The organism is uncultured Roseobacter sp. (genome assembly GCF_947495275.1).
In the GTDB taxonomy this organism is placed as follows: domain Bacteria; phylum Pseudomonadota; class Alphaproteobacteria; order Rhodobacterales; family Rhodobacteraceae; genus Roseobacter.
This window is the reverse complement of the sequence record NZ_CANLYL010000003.1, coordinates 415,591-432,893: the sequence shown is the minus strand read 5'-3', so window position 1 is coordinate 432,893 and position 17,303 is coordinate 415,591. Positions and strand designations below refer to the sequence as shown.

The following is a 17,303-nucleotide window of genomic DNA, read 5'->3' as shown; positions in this document are numbered from 1 at the left end:
TTGGCACCTCCTTTACTGGTACTTATTGAGACATCGACCTAAGGGCCTGGCGTACACGTTCGTCTTCAGCTTCAAGGAAGCTTGCGCCAAGTTCGTAGGCGCGCTGGACTTCGATCATCCGGGTAAGCTGGGTCACAGAATCCACATTTGAGTTCTCTACGAACCTTTGAAGAACACGAGCTTGTTCGGCAGGTTCATATCCATCATCGGCACGGAACATCACACCGTCTTCCCGCACCATCCCTTGTGGATTTGTTGGCAGAACCACGCCAATCTGACCAACAGGATTGCCTTCGCTGGAGATTGTGCCATCAGCTGAAACCGCCACATCTGCCGCTCCGGGCGGCACAAAGACCGGGGCACCACCAGCATCCAACACGCGATAGCCATCGTAAGTCACGAGGTCGCCATTGGCATTTGGTGAAAACGCACCTGAGCGCGTCAAACGTTCACCGGAAGGGGTCTCCACCAGAAAAAATCCATCCCCCTCTATCGCAAAATCAAATGTTCCACCCGTCTGGGTCAAAGCACCTTGCTGAAAAGAGGTTTGACGCGTGTTGCCCTGACCCATCGAGAGACTGGACGCACCGTCAATGGATTTCACATATTCCGAAAAAACCAGACCTTCCTGCCGATATCCTGTGGTTGCCGCATTCGCGATATTGTTCGCGACAATGCGCATTTCCCGCAAGAGCCCGGACTGGCGCGTCAATGTGGTGTAGCCGGCATTCTCCATTTTATCCTCCGATAATCAGGGGCACGATACGGTCGTGAAAAAAAGACACCAAAGTTTGCGTCATGAAACCCATGGACATCCAGAAAACGATCACGATCGCAGCCAGCTTGGGCACGAATGTAAGTGTCATCTCCTGGATTGATGTAAGTGCCTGAACCAGGCCAATCGAAACACCGGTGATCAGCGCGGCCGTCAAAATGGGGATCGAGATGATCACGGCAATCCAAAGACCCTGCCGAAGCGTGTCGAAGAATAGAACTTCATTAAGCATATCAGACCGGCATCCGCAGGATTTCCTGGTAGGCTTCGACAACCTTGTTCCGCACGCTAACGGCGGCTTCCACGGCAAGCTCCGTTTGAGCGAGGGCCTGTACCAAGGCATGTGGGTCTGCATCGCCTATCATTGACGCTTTTGCAGTTTCTTCGCTCTCTTTCAGTGTCTGGGCAAAATCAAGCGCGACTTTACCCATTGATTCCATCACGCTCGGGGTTTCATCGGGCGTTGGCTCGGTCGCGGGCCGTGCCTGTGCATAGCTTTCGATAGCGACCGACGGGCGCGCGTTGGTGAACTTCTGAATTGCTGAAACAGCTTTCATATCCATTCTGGATCTCCTTGTAGTCGAATGGCAGTTTCACTGCCGATTATGAAGTTTACTTCCTGAGTATATCCATCAGCCCTGAAGACATTTTTCGTGTCTGTTCAAACACTTTCAGATTTGCCTCGTAGCTCCGCTGCGCTTCGCGCGCGTCGCCTAGTTCGATCATCAGATCGACATTTGAACCATCAAAATAACCCGTTTCATCGGCCATTGGATGAGAAGGGTCATAGACTCGTTCCAACGTCGTTCGATCAAGACGAACGCGACCGGTTTCAACCGAAGAAACACCACTGTTCGCATTGAATGATGTCTCAAAAGAAACCAGCTTGCGCCGATAGCCGGGTGTGTCAGCATTTGAGATGTTCTCAGCGAGATGGCGCAAACGTGTTGCCTGGGCTTTCAGCCCGCTGGAGGTTACGGTCAGCGCTTTTGCAAAATCGTTCATGATACGTTCTCCCCTTAAGATCGCCGCAATGCGGTGCGAAGGATACCAAGAGATGATTTGTAGATTGCCAATGCCCGGTCATGCTGCCGCTTTGCATCAAGAGATTTCAGCATTTCACCTTCCAACGAAACCGTGTTCCCATTGGGTGACGCGATTGCATCTTCGTCCACGACTGCTTGAGCAGCGTTGCCCGCGCTGACCCCATTCAAGTGGAGCGCACGAGTCGCCAACTGACCGGGTGCATTCTTGCTCGACATGTTGTTTCGATATGAGTCGGCGAAAGGCGCGAGATCGCGCGCCTTATATTCAGGCGTATCCGAGTTCGCGACATTTTGCGCCGCAACCGCCTGCTTTTGTCCTGCATGCATCGCCATCGCATGCGAAATCCTGAAGACTTCCAAATTTTTAAACATCGGGGCTTCTCCCTCGTGCAGTTTCATCAAGGCTTAACTGTGATTCCTTTAGAAAGAGTGTGCGAACCAAAAAGGATTGCCATGAACAAGCCCTTGCCCTTTGACGGACTGACTGCTCAGATTACAGATCTCAATCCTGTAAGGGCTATTGGTCGCGTAACTCGCGTGGAGGGCGGCGTGATACACGTGTCCGGTCTCGCAGGAAAAGCCCGCATTGGCGATCTGGTCGTTGTTTATCGACGAGGAGAACCGCTTTCAGGTGAAGTGCTGCAACTGGACGATGATCTCCTTGTTTTATTACCCGATCAAAGTCCCGAAGGCGTTGCCTTGAATGATCGAGCTGCCCTTCTGGAGGCTCGAGGAATCGCCCCGTCGGACGCCTGGATCGGTCGGGTCATTGATCCATTCGGCAACCCGCTTGACGGGAAACCGCTGTTGCGGGGTGCTTTGGCCCGTGCGCTGCGCCGATCACCGCCGGATCCCGCCGGCCGCCGCGGTTTGGGCGAACGCCTCAATACCGGGATGGCTGGACTAAATACCATGTTGCCAGTGGTCCAAGGCCAGCGAATCGGACTTTTCGCAGGGTCCGGTGTGGGCAAATCCAGTCTATTGGGTCACATGGCCCAAAACATGACTGCAGATGTCGTAGTGATTGCCATGATCGGTGAGCGTGGCAGGGAACTGCGGCAATTCATCGAGCAGGTGCTGGGTCCCGATGGTTTGGCGAGGGCAATTGTTGTTTGTGCCACATCCGATCAATCACCATTGATACGACGTCGGTGCGCTTGGGCTGCTATGTCCGTTGCAGAGCACTTTCGCGATCAGGGTCATTCTGTCTTGTTTTTGGCTGATTCCATTACACGATTTGCCGAAGCCCACCGCGAAGTCGCAGTGGCTGCAGGCGAGGCGCCGGTCCTTCGCGGATATCCGCCCTCAACGGCTCATCTGATTATGTCATTGTGTGAGCGGGCTGGTCCGGGCCAATCAACACAAGGTGACATAACCGGCGTGTTCAGTGTTTTGGTTGCGGGTTCCGACATGGATGAGCCCATCGCCGATATCTTACGCGGTGTTTTGGACGGGCATGTCATTTTGGACAGAACAATAGCAGAACGCGGGAGATATCCAGCGATCGATGTATTGCGCTCTGTTTCACGCAGTTTGCCTGAAGCGGCAACCGAAGCGGAGAACACCCTAATTTTGAATGCCAGACATCTTTTGTCGGTCTACGATCAAAATGCGATGATGATACGCGCGGGCCTATATTCGACAGGCAGCGATCCTGAAATTGATGCGGCCATGCAAATCTGGGCAGAGCTGGATGGGTTTTTAGCTAAAATAGAGAGGCAAAGCGTTGCGAATAGCTTCACACAACTGGACCTCATCCTACGACGGGTCCGCAGCGCTGCGAGCGGCGGCCATATTGGCAAAAACCCCCGACCGCCGTCAGCGGCATAAGGGAAAGATCAAGCTTGCAAAAGAGTCAGAGCAATTGACGCGGAAGAAGTGGATGAATTGAAGGCAGCCAATTGAGATCTCACAATGAACTTTGTGATCACATCATCAATTGCGTCTGGATCAGCAAACTGTTCCAAATCCGCGCTGCCGAAAACTGATGTCGCGCGCTGCTTGAATACAGTCAGCTGCTGGTCGATATCTACCTGCCCGAAAGATTCGGGTAAATTCAACGCTTTCTCAAATAATGAACGCAATGGCGGTTGCCCCATTATCAGGAACCACTTGGTGTCGTTGGACACATCAGATTCGGCTAGCTCCGCCAGTTCTCTTTGGGCAAAAAGAGCGATGCGCATATTGTCATCTTGCTCGCCGGTTGCCACTTCAAAACTATTAGCCCGGAACTTTTCAATTATCTCCGCCGCAAACCCGTCGAGCTTCAGTCTAGATTCCTCACCGGGGCCCAGTCCGAACGCTTTAGAGAAGTCAGCGTAACGCTGGTCTGAAAACCTGTTTGCAAGGGAATCTTCGTTGGTCGTTCCTTCATCCAGAATCTTTTGGATGAAGTACTTGTTGTTGATGTCATCTTGCAGCCCGAACGCGCCCAACGCCACTTCTAATACTTGTCGATCGGCAACCAACTCCTCAGCGGTCTTGATCTCACCAATTTTCTCAGCGAAGTTATCCGTGATCCGATTTAACTGTGTTGATTGGCTAAACGCCTCGAACTGCACGTCATAGGTACGCTGCAGAAACCGCCAGCCCGAAAGGCCAGTTGTTGGAATGACGGGTGTAAACATCAGTGTGGCCTGGCCGCCAGCAACCTGTCCTCTCGCGGAAGCAAGGCTCTTAGCGCCTTCAAGGCGCGATAGTGCTGCTTTTCGACCAGTCCTCGCGTCGCTTCGGCAAGAACATTCCGGCTATCGGAGTCGGTGAAGACTTGGCTCAATTCTTCGATCTGCCGCAAGAGCGGCAAATGCGCTTCATCTGGGCTCTTGTCACCTGAAAGCACCAGCTGCATCGCAAAACAAGCACGACGTACCGGAGTTTTGGCATCTTCAGGGTGGATCGCATCACGCAGACGAAGGATATTGGCGTCGGGCGTCATGATTGCGAGCCTGCTGCGTCGATCCCCGTTTTCTATGACAACGCCATTGATCAGAACGCGTTCTTTGGGGCTAAGCTTTAGGACGAGGCCACTCATGCGCTACCCCCCTTCGGTTTCAAACCACCCAAAATTATCGCATTTATTTCCAGTAGCGGCACGGCTGTATCCTCTTTGCGCAGAACTTTCTGCGTATGAATGCGTGTGAAGTCAGCGAGATAGACGATGCGTGCACGCAACTCGTCAGGTAGAAGATTGTTCTCATCGATTACATCAATCGCAAGTGCTGTCCACAGCTTGTTGTTCTCGTAGAGTGCTTCGGCCAGTTTGGGAAAATCATCAGATTCAATGGCCTTCTTCATTCTATGGGAAATTCTTGCGATGACTTCGTATTCGGCGCTGCGCGCTGTTCTTATTGGTGCTGCTGCTGGCGCATATGCACGGTGTGCCTGGGCTGAAGCGTTCACGAAACCACCTTCACAAAAATTCAATTCTTGACGGTCTCAAGGGCGCGAAATATCGCGCCCTTGAAAAGTCGCTTAACGGAAGAGCGACAAGATTGTCTGCGGTGCCTGGTTGGCAATCGACAGAGCCTGAACACCCAGCTGCTGCTGTGTCTGCAGAGCCTGAAGCTTGGCCGAAGCCGCTTCCATGTCAGCGTCGACCAGAGCACCAATGCCCGAGGTCAGACGATCAGTCAGTTTTCCAACGAAGTCTGCTTGAGTTTCGATGCGCTTACCGCTGGAGCCGAGAACCGCAGCCGAGTCAATCGACGTCTGGATCAAGCCTTCGATAGCACCCAATGCCGCTGCCGCGCCATCTTCGGAGGTCACATCAAAAGAGTTGAGCAGAGACAGCTTGCCACCGATTGACGTGTTGCCGTCGTCTGTGGCTCCGGTCAATTTCTGCATGTCGGCCGCTACAATCGCGTTCGCAGCACCGCCCGCCGCTTTGTCATTTGACGCATTGATCTGACCAGCAGTTGTTGCATCGGCTGAGAAAGTGATTTCTTTCCCCAGTGTATCAGCCGCGAAGTTCAATGCAGTGATAAGCCTGTCCTGAATATCCGCGACCGTATCGCCGTCATTCACGCTGACAACGATTGAGTCAGCCAGAGCGGTCCCCTCGAGCGAGTCAATTGAGAACATCACGCCGGCAGTAGCATCAGCGGCCAGAACTGTATAAGCAGCGGCTGGCGCGGCTCCAACAGCAACTGTGTTCGCTGTCATTGCGTTAGCGGCCGTACCAGTACCAGCTGCGCTGAAGACGCCTGCTGTCGTTGAAAGATCCTGCTTGACAACGTCAATGTTCGAGGACGTCACACCCGTAGCCGAGCGATCCAGCGACGAAAGAATACTTGAAGTGCCACTTTCGGCGTCATAGCCAGCGTTTGACAGAAGGTTGAGACCATTGAACTGCGCCGCTCCGGCGATGGACGAGATTTGATTGGTCAGAGCTTCGATATCTGTCTGAATCTTGGCACGGTCAACGTTATCTTCTTGCGAGTTAACAACCTTACCTTTGATCTCGGTCAAAAGATCAGTGATGCTCTCCGCGGCATTGAGAGCCACTCCCACTGTCGATTGTCCCAACGCCAGAGAGTCGGAGATCGCTTCAAAACCAGAAACGTCAGAAGACATGACTTTGGAAATCGCCCAAACAGCAGCATTGTCCTTGGCGCTTTCAACAGTTTTACCTGTAGAAATTTCGCTTTGGACCTTGCCCAGGTTCATGTTGATGGACTTGAGGGTTTGCAGCGCAACCATTGCGCTGTTGTTTGTAAGAATGCTCGACATGAAGCATGTTCCTTTGATCAATCACGCTTTGCGTGGATTAAGCCCCAACGAAAACCGCTGGAGCGAAACTGTCTTTCTGACCAATGCAATCGCCGTTGTATGACGATGCGCCACCCGACCTCGGATGCACAGCCTACATGCCAAGGGAAAGGCTAACGAGTGCTTAAATCGAGTAGTTCCAGTTGTTCTGTTTTTATACAAATGCGAAGTCAGGCTCTCTTTTCCAAAACCCCATCGGACGACATATCGATGGTTTTGCGCGTGCCATGTTCGTCGTATGTATCAAGGGAGCTACGTACGCGGCGCAATGCGGCAAGCCGGCGTGAGACAGAGCGAATACCTTCAAGTGCGTGATCGAGGAGCGCCTGGTTGCGTTTGATTTTGGAATTCAGCTCTTGCAGTGACTCTGCGGAGCCTTCTTCAAGCTGCGCCAACTCTTCGATGAGCGCCTCTTTTCTTTCCAGCAATCGACCAACTTCATCGATGTTGCCATTCAGCAAGGCAGAACGCTCAGCGTCCAAGACATCGTCCAATGCCTCAATAACTTCGTCGAAAACTTCATGCTTCATCCTGTTTCTCCTTCAGGGCTTGAAATAGTGATTCGGTTAGGCCGATTCCACCGGCCTTCACCATTTGCATGGCTTGTTCCTGAACCAGAAAAGACCCGAACTGATCTTCTCCAGAGCCGCCACCGAAATGATCGCTGGTCTTGCCTAACCCCGCGGATTTCAACATTTCTGCAAGAAAACTCGCTTCAAGTTTCTCCGCGGCTTCACGCAATGCCTGATCTCGAGTCGACACAGGCATTGAAGAAGGTGCGATGGGCGTAACGGCAGCCATATGGGTGTCTCCAATTGCATCTATTTTTTCAGAACATGCGCGAAATCGGTAAAGATGCAGTAACTATCATCGGTCATAAGGCACCTGAAACGTGGAAGAACTCCCGGAGAGGCCTGTGCTAGACATTCCTATGTTACAACCGACGCCGAAGGCGGATAGAGCTGAGACGTCGAATGCCGCAAAAGCGGCGACAACGCCCAAGAATAGTGGCCAATCTGATTCCGATTTTGAGACGGCCTATGCGGATGAATCCGTTAACGAAGCCAGTACGGCTTCCGAAGAGGTGAACGATCCGGACAAGAACGCTTCGAACGAAGCGAAGGCAAACAACGAGGAAACGGCGGAAACCGGCGACGATTTGCCAAATCCCGGATTTGGTGACTTGGAAAAAACTGAGAATGATCTGGCCGCTGCCGCGCAGCCTGCAGACAAGAGCCCATCTCAAACGCCGGAAAAGAAACCAGGAACAGACACGTTGGAAGCGGCTTTCGCGCAACAGGTGAAGGATGTGAAAACATCTGAGGGAACCGTTGCTGCACCAAGAGAATCTGGGTTGAGTGAGCAATCCTTAAGCAAACCAGCTGACGCAAAACCCTTGGTGAACTCTGCAAACGCAGGTGCGGCGAATGCAGTAACTGGTGAAAAACAGGCTGCCAAAGGCCTCGACCAGCAAACCGCCGTAAAACTTTCTGAAACCGCTGCACCAAGCGCGGAAAGTGGCCAGACAAAAACCACCCTGGCCGCAGTATCGACAACACAGCAACCGCAGCAGGCAGCACCTGGCGCGAACCTAATGGCGAAGACCGAAAGCATCTCAAAACCGAAGTCTGAACTACGGCTAAAGGGTGATGAAGAGCCGAGGGTCGCGCCAACGGGTGAGGCATCGCAACCTAAACCCAACGCTAAAAATCCGCTCTCAAGTGTGAGTACGACGCCAATTCCAGTCGCTCAATCAACGACGCAAATCTCCGCCCAGGCTGATTTGTCCGGGTTGGAACTGACGGCACCTGCTGCTGATCTTGACTCTCCTGCGCTCTGGGACGCGCGCGGATCATCACCTGCCGCTCTGGCGCAAGCGCTCTCACGTCCCGAAACGCCAGCCATGATTGGTCGGCAAATGGCGGAGTTTCTGCAGCGGTTGCCCGACAGGCCCGTTGAACTATCTCTCAATCCCGAAGAGCTGGGTCGCGTGCGTTTGAGCATTTCAGTCGCCGAGGGAGGTATAACCGTGAGCGTTCTCGCGGAACGACCCGAAACTCTGGACCTGATGCGCCGCAACATCGATCAATTGGCCCGTGAATTCCAAAATCTTGGCTACGAAAATATCGGTTTCGCATTCAATGAAGGGCAAAGTGGCGAAAGTTCGAAGGGTGACAGCACGGAATTTGGTTCGAACCACTCGAATAGCGCCGGCGAAGAAGAAATGAACGTTGCACCGACCACGTTGGTGGCAACTTCTGGCGTGGACATGCGACTTTAAGGAGCGGCAAATGGAAGTGACAAATTCTCCAGCGACACAATCAGCGGCGGCTGCGGCTTCATCGGCTCCAGCGGCTGCGATTCTCTCATCCGATTTTGAAACGTTCCTGCAGATGCTGACCGCGCAGGCGCGCTATCAGGATCCTTTGGAGCCAATTGATTCATCAGAATACGCCGCTCAGCTCGCGCAATTCTCGATGGTCGAACAGCAGGTTCTCTCAAATGATCTACTTGAGGCACTGGGCAATCAACTTGGCGCCAGCAATATCGCGCAAATGGCGGGATGGATCGGCATGGAAGCCAGAACAACCGCGCCTATTGCGTTTGACGGTGCACCCGTCACGATCATAGCGCGTTCTGAAACCGGGGCCGATGAAGCATATTTGATTGCTTACAATGCAAATGGCGAAGAAGTACAACGTCGTCAGATAACAACGGGTACAGCACCGGTTGAATGGACTGGAACCAAAGACGATGGGTCGGTTTTTGACTCCGGCATGTACAGTTTCGCGGTGGAAAGTCGCGCAGTTGGCAAAACAATTGGCACGACGGCAGCGGAGACTTACACCCGCATCACTGAAGCACGCAGGCAGGGGACTGAAACAGTCTTTGTTCTGCAGGGCGGCTCCACTGTGACCTCAAACGATATCGCAGCACTGCGCGATCCAGTCTAATCCAACGGTCCTGTTAGCTATAGATCGGACACCATCAGGCCAGCGTAAACTGGTGGCATGATGACCCGGCGGTACCGGCCAAAAGGAAATCTGGTAAGATGTCGGCGCATCGCGAGAGGGTAGTTTTCAGGGGTTTTCCCGAGGATCAACTCGGCCAAAAGTTTACCTGAAAACGTACTCATTGCCACGCCATTGCCATGATAGCACATACCAGCCCAAATGCCGGGCTGGTCTGGAAGCTCCCCAACGAATGGCAATCGGTTGCGCGCAAGAGAAACCATGCCAGACCAACTGTGATGTGAGGCAACACCGGCCCAAGCCGGAAACATCTTTTCGAAATCGCGTCGCACCTTACGGCGTGCACGCGCTTCTGCATGAGATCCTGATAGCAAGCCGCCCCGCATACCAAAAAGAAACCGACGGTCAGGCATCAATCGAAAATAATGTAGGAGATTGCGCGTGTCGTAACTCATTTGTTCAGAATGCCAACCTTGTGCCGAGATCTCGTCAATCGTGAGCGGTCTGGTGACAAGGACAGTCGATTGCCCCGGCATATACCGTCCAGCCAACCAATCGGGCAGGTTTTCTGATGAATAACCGTTCGTAGCTACGATCACCTGCTCTGCGAGGACATCTCCGTTTACCGAAGCAAGCCGCCACTGAGATGCGGCTTTTGACAATGTGTGGACGGGGCTGTTGTGGAATATCAACGCTCCGAAACGCTCGGCCGCGTTGCTCAAGCCTGTCAGATACTTGGCAGGGTTCAACGCAAAACCAATCGGATTGGTGACCGCACCGAAAAACGGACCCGCCAACCCGGCCTCACCAAGCGCCTCTTTTTCAATTACTTTTGGCGAAACACCATAGTTTTCTTCAACGGTGGCAGCGTCAATCTTCAGTGAATCCATATGTTTTGGTTTATGCGCCAGCACAGTCTCTCCGTTGGAGTGACGATCAACGTTCCAATTGAATTCATCGATTAAATCCGAGACCAACGCCACAGCAGCCTTTTCGGCGCTCCGGTAGGCCAAGCGCTCAGACTGGCCAAATTTTTTGTCGAGTGCCGCATCATCGATTTTGCCACCACCGAGACAGCAAAATCCGCCGTTGCGCCCGGACGCGCCCCATCCGGGAAAATTTGCCTCCAGAACGGCAACTCTCAAACCGTTGCGCGCGAGGTGCAAAGCGGCGGAAAGGCCGGTAAAACCAGCGCCGATAATCGCAACATCTGCGCGGTACTCACCAAGCAGCGCGCCTCGATCCGGAAAGGTACACGTCTGGTCCCACCAGCATGTCTCTCTCGGTCCTGCGCCATAAGTGTACTCGGGGAAAATGCGGTTCATGCCGCCCGGGCCGCTGCCTGTTCTTCCCGCTGCTGACGCAGACTATTGCGCTTTGATACCAGTGAGGCCGAAATTACCCCAACGGTGACAATGCCAATCATGATCGTCGACAGTGCATTGATCTCGGGCGACACACCCAACCTCACAGCGGAGAATATCTTGATGGGCAACGTTGTCGCAGAGGGGCCTGCGGTAAATGAGGCGATCACCAGATCATCTAGACTGAGCGTAAAGGCAAGTAGCCAGCCCGAGATGACGGCGGGCGCTATGATCGGCAAAGTGACCAATCGGAAGGCGTCAAAGCTGGAGCAGCCAAGATCGAGTGCCGCCTCTTCCAACGAACGGTCGAAGGTCATCAACCGAGAAGAAACAACGACCGAGACATAGCACATCGAGAATGTGGTATGTGCCAGAACGATCGTCAGCACGTCTCTGTCGAGGCCAATCCCGATGAAAAGTAGCAACAAAGACAAACCCGTGATCACCTCTGGCATAACCAGCGGAGCATAAATCATGCCTGAAAAGACCGTACGCCCCAGAAAACGGCCACCGCGCACCAACACATAGGCTGCCATTGTCCCCAGAACGGTCGCGAAGGTAGAAGAAAGGACTGCCACCTTGATCGTGACCCAGGCGGCATCCAGAAACGCCTCGTTTTGCAAAAGCTCTCCGTACCATTTGGTGGAGAACCCAGCCCAAACCGTCACCAGTTTGCTCTCATTGAACGAGTAGATGACGAGAATGACCATCGGCAGATAGAGAAAGGCGAAACCAAGTGTCAGCGAGGTGACATTGAACCAACTCAGCCTGTTCATGCCTCTTCCTCCGCCTGGCGTTGTTGGTTTCGCTGAAAAAGAATGATTGGGATGATCAGGATCAGCAGCAGGATCACGGCCACGGCGCTGGCGACCGGCCAGTCACGGTTGTTGAAGAACTCCTCCCAGAGGACCTTGCCGATCATCAACGTGCCGGAACCACCCAGCAAAGACGGGATCACAAATTCTCCGAGTGCGGGGATAAACACGAGAAAGCTGCCAGCAATGATGCCATTCTTTGACAGCGGGATGGTCACAAGCCAAAACGCCTGCAACCGCGAGCATCCCAAATCCTCGGCCGCTTCGATCAGAGAGCCATCCAATCGATCCAGTGCTGAAAAGATCGGCAGGATCATGAAGGGCACGTAGGTGTAGATGATCCCGATGTAGACGGCCGTATTGGTGTTGAGGATCATCAAAGGGTCAGAGATTATGCCCGTCCAGAGAAGGAACTGGTTGAGAAACCCCTCTTGGCTCAGGATGCCCATCCAAGCATAGACCCGGATCAGGAAAGACGTCCAGAACGGCAAAATAACCAGCATCATCAGGGTTGGTCGCCATTCCTCCGGTGCCCGTGCCATGGCATAGGCAATCGGATAGCCGACCAGTAATGTCAGAAAGGTCGAGATCGCAGCGATGCGGAGCGAACTTGCGTAGGCGCGCCAGTAGAGATCGTCCGACGCCAGGAACGCGAAGTTCTCGAAATCCAATGCCGCAAAGAACGGACCAAATCCATCTTCCAAGGTCGGTGTATAGGGCGGAATGGAGAGCGCGATATCCGATAGCGAAATCTTGAAAACGATGATGAAGGGCACCAGGAACAAGGCCAGCAGCCAAACATAGGGCACCGCGATCAAGGCAAATCTCTGCATTATGAGGCCTCTCTGTCGCGAAGCATATTCATTGTTCCAGCAAGACTGCGGCGGTGGCTGTCCAGGAAATCCAAACCGGGTCTTCCCACGTGAACCCGCGTCGCGAAACACGCCGAGTATTCGCGGTTTGCGCCTTGATGATCTGCCCGCCCGGCAATTCGACGTGATAAGTTGACAGATTGCCCAAATACGCGATGTCAAGCACTTTGCCTTCGACGGCATTCACAGCATCAGCGGGTCGTTCGGCGCTGATGGTCACTTTTTCAGGACGTATCGCCAGATGACAGGTCTGCCCATCAGAAAGCGGCAGTTCCGACGCTGCCGTGAAAGGCTCCTTGTCAGCATCCCAAACGACATCAAACCGTCCTTCACCAGACGCCTTGGCGGTACCTTCAATAATGTTCACATCCCCAATGAAATCAGCGACATAAACAGAATTCGGGGCTTCATAAATGCGTTCTGGAGTCGCGACCTGAATGACACGCCCCTCGTCCATGACCGCAACCCGGCTGGCCACAGTCATCGCTTCTTCCTGATCATGAGTGACGATCACAAAGGTTGTGCCCGTCTTTTCCTGGATGTCCATAAGCTCGAACTGCGTTGCCTGCCTGAGCTTGGCATCCAGCGCCCCGAGTGGTTCGTCGAGCAACAGCAGCTTCGGGGCCTTCGCCAGACTGCGCGCGAGGGCGACGCGCTGCCGCTGTCCACCGGAGATCTGATGCGGTTTGCGACGGGCAAACTTTTCCAATCGCGTGAGTTTGAGCATCTCTGCGACACGGTCATCAATATCGTGTTTCGGCATGTCCCCCCGGCGCAAACCAAACGCGATATTCTCATAGACACTCAAATGGGGGAAAAGCGCGTAAGACTGGAACATCATGTTCACGGCCCGCTTGTTCGGCGGGACTGGCGCAATGTCCTGACCCGCCAATTCAATCGTTCCATCGGTTGGCGTTTCAAACCCGGCCAGCATCCGCATCATCGTTGTCTTGCCACAGCCGGATGGGCCAAGAAGCGCAAAGAATTCCTGCTCGAAAATATCCAGCGTCAGGTCGTCGATCGCGGTGAATTCGCCAAAACGCTTGGTCACTCGGTTGAAACGGATAATCGGTTTTTGGGAAGGGTCGTCCCAGGGGGCAAAGACGGCTTGGGTCACGTCAGGTCCTTCTTTTACCCGGATGCCGGGCTGATGCAAAAAGGGCGGAGCATGATGGCTCCGCCCGTTCTGATGTTCCGATCAGGTACCGGATTTGATCTTGGTCCAGAGGCGGGTGACTGTCCGCTGCACTTTCGCGGGGTATGGCGTCGTCGTGTAAAGATTGGCCAATGTCGCCTCGTCAGGGTAAATCGCCGGGTCGCCGATCACATCCTCCGCCAGCATCGGTTGCGACGCCTCATTGCCGTTCGCGTAATAAACATAGTTGGACGCATCCGCCATGTTTTGCGCGTCCATAATAAAGTTCAAGAAGACATGGGCGGCTTCGGGGTTCGGCGCATCTACAGGGATAGCCATTTGGTCAAACCACATCAAAGCCCCCTCTGAAGGAGCATTGTAAACGATTTCCACGCCATTGTCGGCTTCTGCCGCACGATCACGCGCCTGCAGAATATCTCCGGACCACCCGAATGCCACGCAGATATCACCGTTGGCCAAGGCGTTGATGTATTCAGAGCTATGGAACTTCTGCACATAAGGACGAATTGCCGCCAATACGGGTTCGGCCTTGGCGATGACATCGGGATCGTGACTGTCGGGGTCTTCGCCGATGTATTTCAAAGCAGCGGGGATCATTTCTGACGGAGCATCAAGAAAATGCACGCCGCACTCCGACAGTTTTTCCATGCTCGCAGGATCGAACAGCAGGTTCAGCGAGCCAATTGGTGCATCAGCCCCCAGCAATTCCTGAACCTTGTTCACATTGGCACCGATCCCGGTAGTGCCCCACATGTAGTTGATCGAATAAGCGTTGTCCGGATCGTATTGTGCGGTCCGCGTTTCCACGGTCTCCCACATGTTGCTGAGGTTCGGGAGCTTTGACGCATCCAGTTTCTGGAACGCGCCCGCAGCGATCTGGCGTTGCAGAAACGTGCCTGACGGCACAACCACGTCATAACCAGATCCGCCCGCCAGCATTTTTGTTTCCAAAACCTCGTTGCTGTCAAAAACATCGTAAATCAGGTCAATCCCGGTTTCGGATTCAAACTTCTCCAAAAGCGCTTCGTCAATGTAGTCGGACCAGTTGTAGACGCGCACTTCCTCAGCCAGTGCCGTTGTCGTGCAAAGCGCCAGTAGGGCGCTGCTCGTCATGAGCTTGTTCATATCATACTCCCGTTGATACCGACCGGGTTCATCCCGGTTCGGATGAATTTGATCAAGTTTTGCCTAATTCGGCAAGATGCTTTATGCTTTCATGCGAACTCAACCTGTGCAAGGCATGTGCCTTGTATCACTTTCGAAGACGAAAGACGGCCTATGCAATTGCTCAGAAATCAGGCATCACACGCCCCGTTACCTGGCGCCAAGCAACCTGCGCATCAGCATGTTTATGAGAAACTCCGCACACGCATCCTGTTCGGAGATCTTGCACCTGGGCAGGCCGTCACGATCCAGGGGCTGGTCGAAGAACTCGGCGCTGGTATGACGCCAGTGCGCGAAGCTATTCGACGACTCACGACCGATGGCGCATTAAAAATGATGGGGAACCGTCGGGTCATTGTGCCGGAGTTGACCGGGAATTGCATTGAACAACTTGATTTCATGAGACAATCCCTTGAACCGGAGTTGGCCCGTTTGGCCACTCTTCGCGCTGATGACCTACTTTTGGCGGCCCTGAAAACGGAAGATGACGCGCTCAATTCGGCTATTTCTAAAGGTGATATTCCTGCTTATCTGACCCGGAACTACCGCTTTCATGCAGCGCTCTATGCCAGCGCCAAAGCACCGATCCTGTATGAGACCGTTGATCGGCTGTGGTTGCGATTTGGACCTTCCCTGCGTGTGGTCTGCGGGCGGTACGGAACACAGAACCTGCCCGACAAACACGCAGATCTTTTAGAGGCGCTGAGCAGGCGCGACGCAGAGGGTGTGGCGGCTGCCATGGCTGAAGATGTGCATCAAGGCATGCGCCAGATTCGTGCTGCACTCGATTCAGATGGCGACATCAATCGATTCGATTGACACCAAATAATTTGATCATATTCTGATCGAAGAGCCTCGTCTCGTATTTTCCAACTCGCAGGTGTCCCATGTCCGCCATCACCAACCATATGCCAACCGCCGAACTGCAAGCGCTGGATGCAGCGCATCACATGCATCCTTTCACCACCAACGATGAGTTGGCCGCAAAAGGTGCGCGCGTGATCACCCGGGCCAATGGCGTCTATCTGACAGATAGCGAGGGCAACCAGATCCTGGATGGGATGGCCGGTCTGTGGTGTGTCAATATTGGGTATGGTCGGCCCGAGATGGCCGAGGTTGCAGCCCGCCAAATGATGGAACTGCCCTATTACAACACGTTTTTCATGACCACACATGTACCGGCAATCGCTTTGGCGCAGGAAATCGCAAAGCTAGCGCCGGAGGGTCTGAACCATGTCTTTTTCGCAGGATCGGGATCAGAGGCAAACGACACCAACATCCGAATGGTGCGCACCTATTGGTCTGAAAAGGGCAAATCCACCAAAACCAACATCATCAGCCGCAAAAACGCCTATCACGGCTCCTCTGTCGGATCAGGATCACTTGGTGGCATGAGCTACATGCACGCCCAGGGTGGAATGCCCATCCCCGGCATTCATCACATCAATCAGCCCGATTGGTGGGCCGAAGGTGGTGAAATGGCGCCCGCTGACTTTGGACTTGCCCGCGCCCAGGAACTCGAAACGAAGATTCTGGAATTGGGCGAAGACACCGTGGCCGCCTTTATCGCGGAACCAATCCAGGGCGCCGGAGGCGTCGTGGTTCCACCGGAAACCTATTGGCCCGAGATACAACGCATCTGCGACAAGTATGAAATCCTGCTGATCGCCGACGAGGTGATTTGCGGGTTCGGCCGGACTGGTAATTGGTTTGGCAGCCAGACAATGGGGTTACGCCCTGATATCATGACAATCGCCAAGGGATTGAGCTCAGGGTACCAACCCATCGGCGGATCCATCGTTAGCGACGAGGTGGCCGAGGTCATCGGTGCGACGGAGTTCAATCACGGCTACACTTACTCCGGTCATCCGGTCGCCGCTGCCGTTGCCTTGGAAAATCTGCGCATCCTGCAGGAAGAATCGGTGCTTGATCATGTCCGCAATGTCGGCGCACCTGCTCTTATGGCTGGTCTCGAAGAGCTCGCCGATCATCCGCTTGTCGGCACTGTCTCGATCAAAGGTATGATGGCATCCCTGCCTCTGACCCCCCACAAGGAAAGTCGGGCCAAGTTTGCCGGGGCTCCCGGAACAATCGGTTACATGTGCCGCGAACGGTGCTTTGCCAACAATCTCGTCATGCGTCATGTCGGGGACCGCATGATTATCTCACCGCCCTTGATCATCGGCCAAGCAGATATAGAAGTTTTCATGGCCCGCGCCCGCAAGGCGCTGGATGAAACCTATGCGTTGGCCAAAGAGGAAGGCCTGCTAAAAGCAGCGTCCTAAACGACCTTCTTCGATGTACAGATAGAGCAACGGAGCGCTCATTGGCGGATCAATTGGCCCGTCAGCTCCGTTTGTACCGCCAATCGG

At 53.8% G+C, this 17,303-nt stretch carries 21 protein-coding genes; 5 read left to right on the top strand and 16 right to left on the bottom strand.

From position 1 onward, the window contains the following. Positions 1 to 22: 22 nt before the first annotated feature. Genes Q0802_RS08645 through Q0802_RS08625 form a run of 5 tightly spaced genes read right to left on the bottom strand, consistent with a single transcriptional unit; the run spans position 23 to position 2,220 of the window. Positions 23 to 736: a flagellar hook-basal body complex protein gene (locus tag Q0802_RS08645; RefSeq protein WP_298916519.1), complete on the bottom strand. Its 714-nt coding sequence runs from the start codon at positions 734 to 736 to the stop codon at positions 23 to 25. Between the two features lies 1 nt (position 737). Beyond that, positions 738 to 1,007, bottom strand: a complete 270-nt coding sequence (locus Q0802_RS08640) for a flagellar biosynthetic protein FliQ (protein ID WP_298916516.1) — start codon at positions 1,005 to 1,007, stop codon at positions 738 to 740. Position 1,008: 1 nt separating this feature from the next. Continuing rightward, positions 1,009 to 1,338 carry a flagellar hook-basal body complex protein FliE gene (gene fliE / locus Q0802_RS08635; RefSeq protein WP_298916514.1) on the bottom strand — a complete coding sequence of 110 codons (330 nt, stop codon included), beginning with the start codon at positions 1,336 to 1,338 and terminating at the stop codon, positions 1,009 to 1,011. Between the two features lie 49 nt (positions 1,339 to 1,387). Then, complete coding sequence (flgC, locus tag Q0802_RS08630) at positions 1,388 to 1,780, bottom strand: flagellar basal body rod protein FlgC (protein WP_298916512.1); 393 nt, start codon at positions 1,778 to 1,780, stop codon at positions 1,388 to 1,390. A 14-nt stretch (positions 1,781 to 1,794) separates the two neighbouring features. Further along, positions 1,795 to 2,220, bottom strand: coding sequence for a FlgB family protein (locus Q0802_RS08625; RefSeq protein ID WP_298916510.1), 426 nt, complete (start codon positions 2,218 to 2,220; stop codon positions 1,795 to 1,797). Positions 2,221 to 2,274: 54 nt separating this feature from the next. On the opposite strand from Q0802_RS08625, the gene Q0802_RS08620 reads away from it, so the two are divergent. Then, positions 2,275 to 3,651, top strand: a complete 1,377-nt coding sequence (locus Q0802_RS08620; RefSeq protein ID WP_298916829.1) for a FliI/YscN family ATPase — start codon at positions 2,275 to 2,277, stop codon at positions 3,649 to 3,651. An 8-nt stretch (positions 3,652 to 3,659) separates the two neighbouring features. On the opposite strand, the gene Q0802_RS08615 is transcribed toward Q0802_RS08620, so the two are convergent. The 6 genes from Q0802_RS08615 to Q0802_RS08590 form a co-directional block, all read right to left on the bottom strand. Continuing rightward, positions 3,660 to 4,448, bottom strand: a complete 789-nt coding sequence (locus Q0802_RS08615; protein ID WP_298916508.1) for a DUF1217 domain-containing protein — start codon at positions 4,446 to 4,448, stop codon at positions 3,660 to 3,662. Then, positions 4,448 to 4,852 (bottom strand): flagellar biosynthesis repressor FlbT, encoded by a 405-nt coding sequence (gene flbT, locus Q0802_RS08610; RefSeq protein WP_219499313.1) that lies wholly within the window; start codon positions 4,850 to 4,852, stop codon positions 4,448 to 4,450. The genes Q0802_RS08615 and flbT overlap by 1 nt, the downstream gene beginning before the upstream one ends. After that, positions 4,849 to 5,220, bottom strand: a complete 372-nt coding sequence (gene flaF, locus Q0802_RS08605; RefSeq protein ID WP_298916503.1) for a flagellar biosynthesis regulator FlaF — start codon at positions 5,218 to 5,220, stop codon at positions 4,849 to 4,851. Before flaF ends, flbT begins: the two co-directional genes overlap by 4 nt. Positions 5,221 to 5,292: 72 nt before the next feature. Then, positions 5,293 to 6,549 (bottom strand): flagellin, encoded by a 1,257-nt coding sequence (locus tag Q0802_RS08600; RefSeq protein ID WP_298916500.1) that lies wholly within the window; start codon positions 6,547 to 6,549, stop codon positions 5,293 to 5,295. 209 nt (positions 6,550 to 6,758) lie between these two features. Further along, a complete protein-coding gene (locus tag Q0802_RS08595) occupies positions 6,759 to 7,118 on the bottom strand; it encodes a flagellar biosynthesis protein FlgN (RefSeq protein WP_298916497.1) in 360 nt (119 codons plus the stop codon). After that, a complete protein-coding gene (locus Q0802_RS08590; protein ID WP_298916494.1) occupies positions 7,108 to 7,389 on the bottom strand; it encodes a rod-binding protein in 282 nt (93 codons plus the stop codon). The genes Q0802_RS08595 and Q0802_RS08590 overlap by 11 nt, the downstream gene beginning before the upstream one ends. 130 nt (positions 7,390 to 7,519) lie before the next feature. Here Q0802_RS08590 and Q0802_RS08585 point away from each other — a divergent pair, with 130 nt between their 5' ends. After that, positions 7,520 to 8,869: a flagellar hook-length control protein FliK gene (locus tag Q0802_RS08585; RefSeq protein ID WP_298916491.1), complete on the top strand. Its 1,350-nt coding sequence runs from the start codon at positions 7,520 to 7,522 to the stop codon at positions 8,867 to 8,869. Positions 8,870 to 8,879: 10 nt separating this feature from the next. Beyond that, a complete protein-coding gene (locus Q0802_RS08580; protein ID WP_298916488.1) occupies positions 8,880 to 9,542 on the top strand; it encodes a flagellar hook capping FlgD N-terminal domain-containing protein in 663 nt (220 codons plus the stop codon). Between the two features lie 17 nt (positions 9,543 to 9,559). Here Q0802_RS08580 and Q0802_RS08575 read toward each other — a convergent pair whose 3' ends face one another. The 5 genes from Q0802_RS08575 to Q0802_RS08555 form a co-directional block, all read right to left on the bottom strand. Continuing rightward, a complete protein-coding gene (locus tag Q0802_RS08575; protein WP_298916485.1) occupies positions 9,560 to 10,885 on the bottom strand; it encodes an FAD-binding oxidoreductase in 1,326 nt (441 codons plus the stop codon). Beyond that, complete coding sequence (locus tag Q0802_RS08570) at positions 10,882 to 11,700, bottom strand: ABC transporter permease subunit (protein ID WP_298916482.1); 819 nt, start codon at positions 11,698 to 11,700, stop codon at positions 10,882 to 10,884. Before Q0802_RS08570 ends, Q0802_RS08575 begins: the two co-directional genes overlap by 4 nt. Next, positions 11,697 to 12,572 carry an ABC transporter permease subunit gene (locus Q0802_RS08565; protein WP_298916479.1) on the bottom strand — a complete coding sequence of 292 codons (876 nt, stop codon included), beginning with the start codon at positions 12,570 to 12,572 and terminating at the stop codon, positions 11,697 to 11,699. Before Q0802_RS08565 ends, Q0802_RS08570 begins: the two co-directional genes overlap by 4 nt. Positions 12,573 to 12,600: 28 nt before the next feature. After that, the gene (locus Q0802_RS08560; RefSeq protein ID WP_298916476.1) at positions 12,601 to 13,728 is read right to left on the bottom strand and encodes an ABC transporter ATP-binding protein; all 1,128 of its coding nucleotides are present in this window, start codon (positions 13,726 to 13,728) and stop codon (positions 12,601 to 12,603) included. An 81-nt stretch (positions 13,729 to 13,809) separates the two neighbouring features. Next, positions 13,810 to 14,892, bottom strand: coding sequence for a polyamine ABC transporter substrate-binding protein (locus tag Q0802_RS08555; protein ID WP_298916473.1), 1,083 nt, complete (start codon positions 14,890 to 14,892; stop codon positions 13,810 to 13,812). A gap of 153 nt (positions 14,893 to 15,045) precedes the next feature. Between Q0802_RS08555 and Q0802_RS08550 the strand changes: the two genes are divergently transcribed. Then, complete coding sequence (locus Q0802_RS08550) at positions 15,046 to 15,750, top strand: GntR family transcriptional regulator (RefSeq protein ID WP_298916470.1); 705 nt, start codon at positions 15,046 to 15,048, stop codon at positions 15,748 to 15,750. A gap of 68 nt (positions 15,751 to 15,818) precedes the next feature. Further along, the gene (locus Q0802_RS08545) at positions 15,819 to 17,216 is read left to right on the top strand and encodes an aspartate aminotransferase family protein (RefSeq protein WP_298916467.1); all 1,398 of its coding nucleotides are present in this window, start codon (positions 15,819 to 15,821) and stop codon (positions 17,214 to 17,216) included. Positions 17,217 to 17,303: the final 87 nt, after the last annotated feature.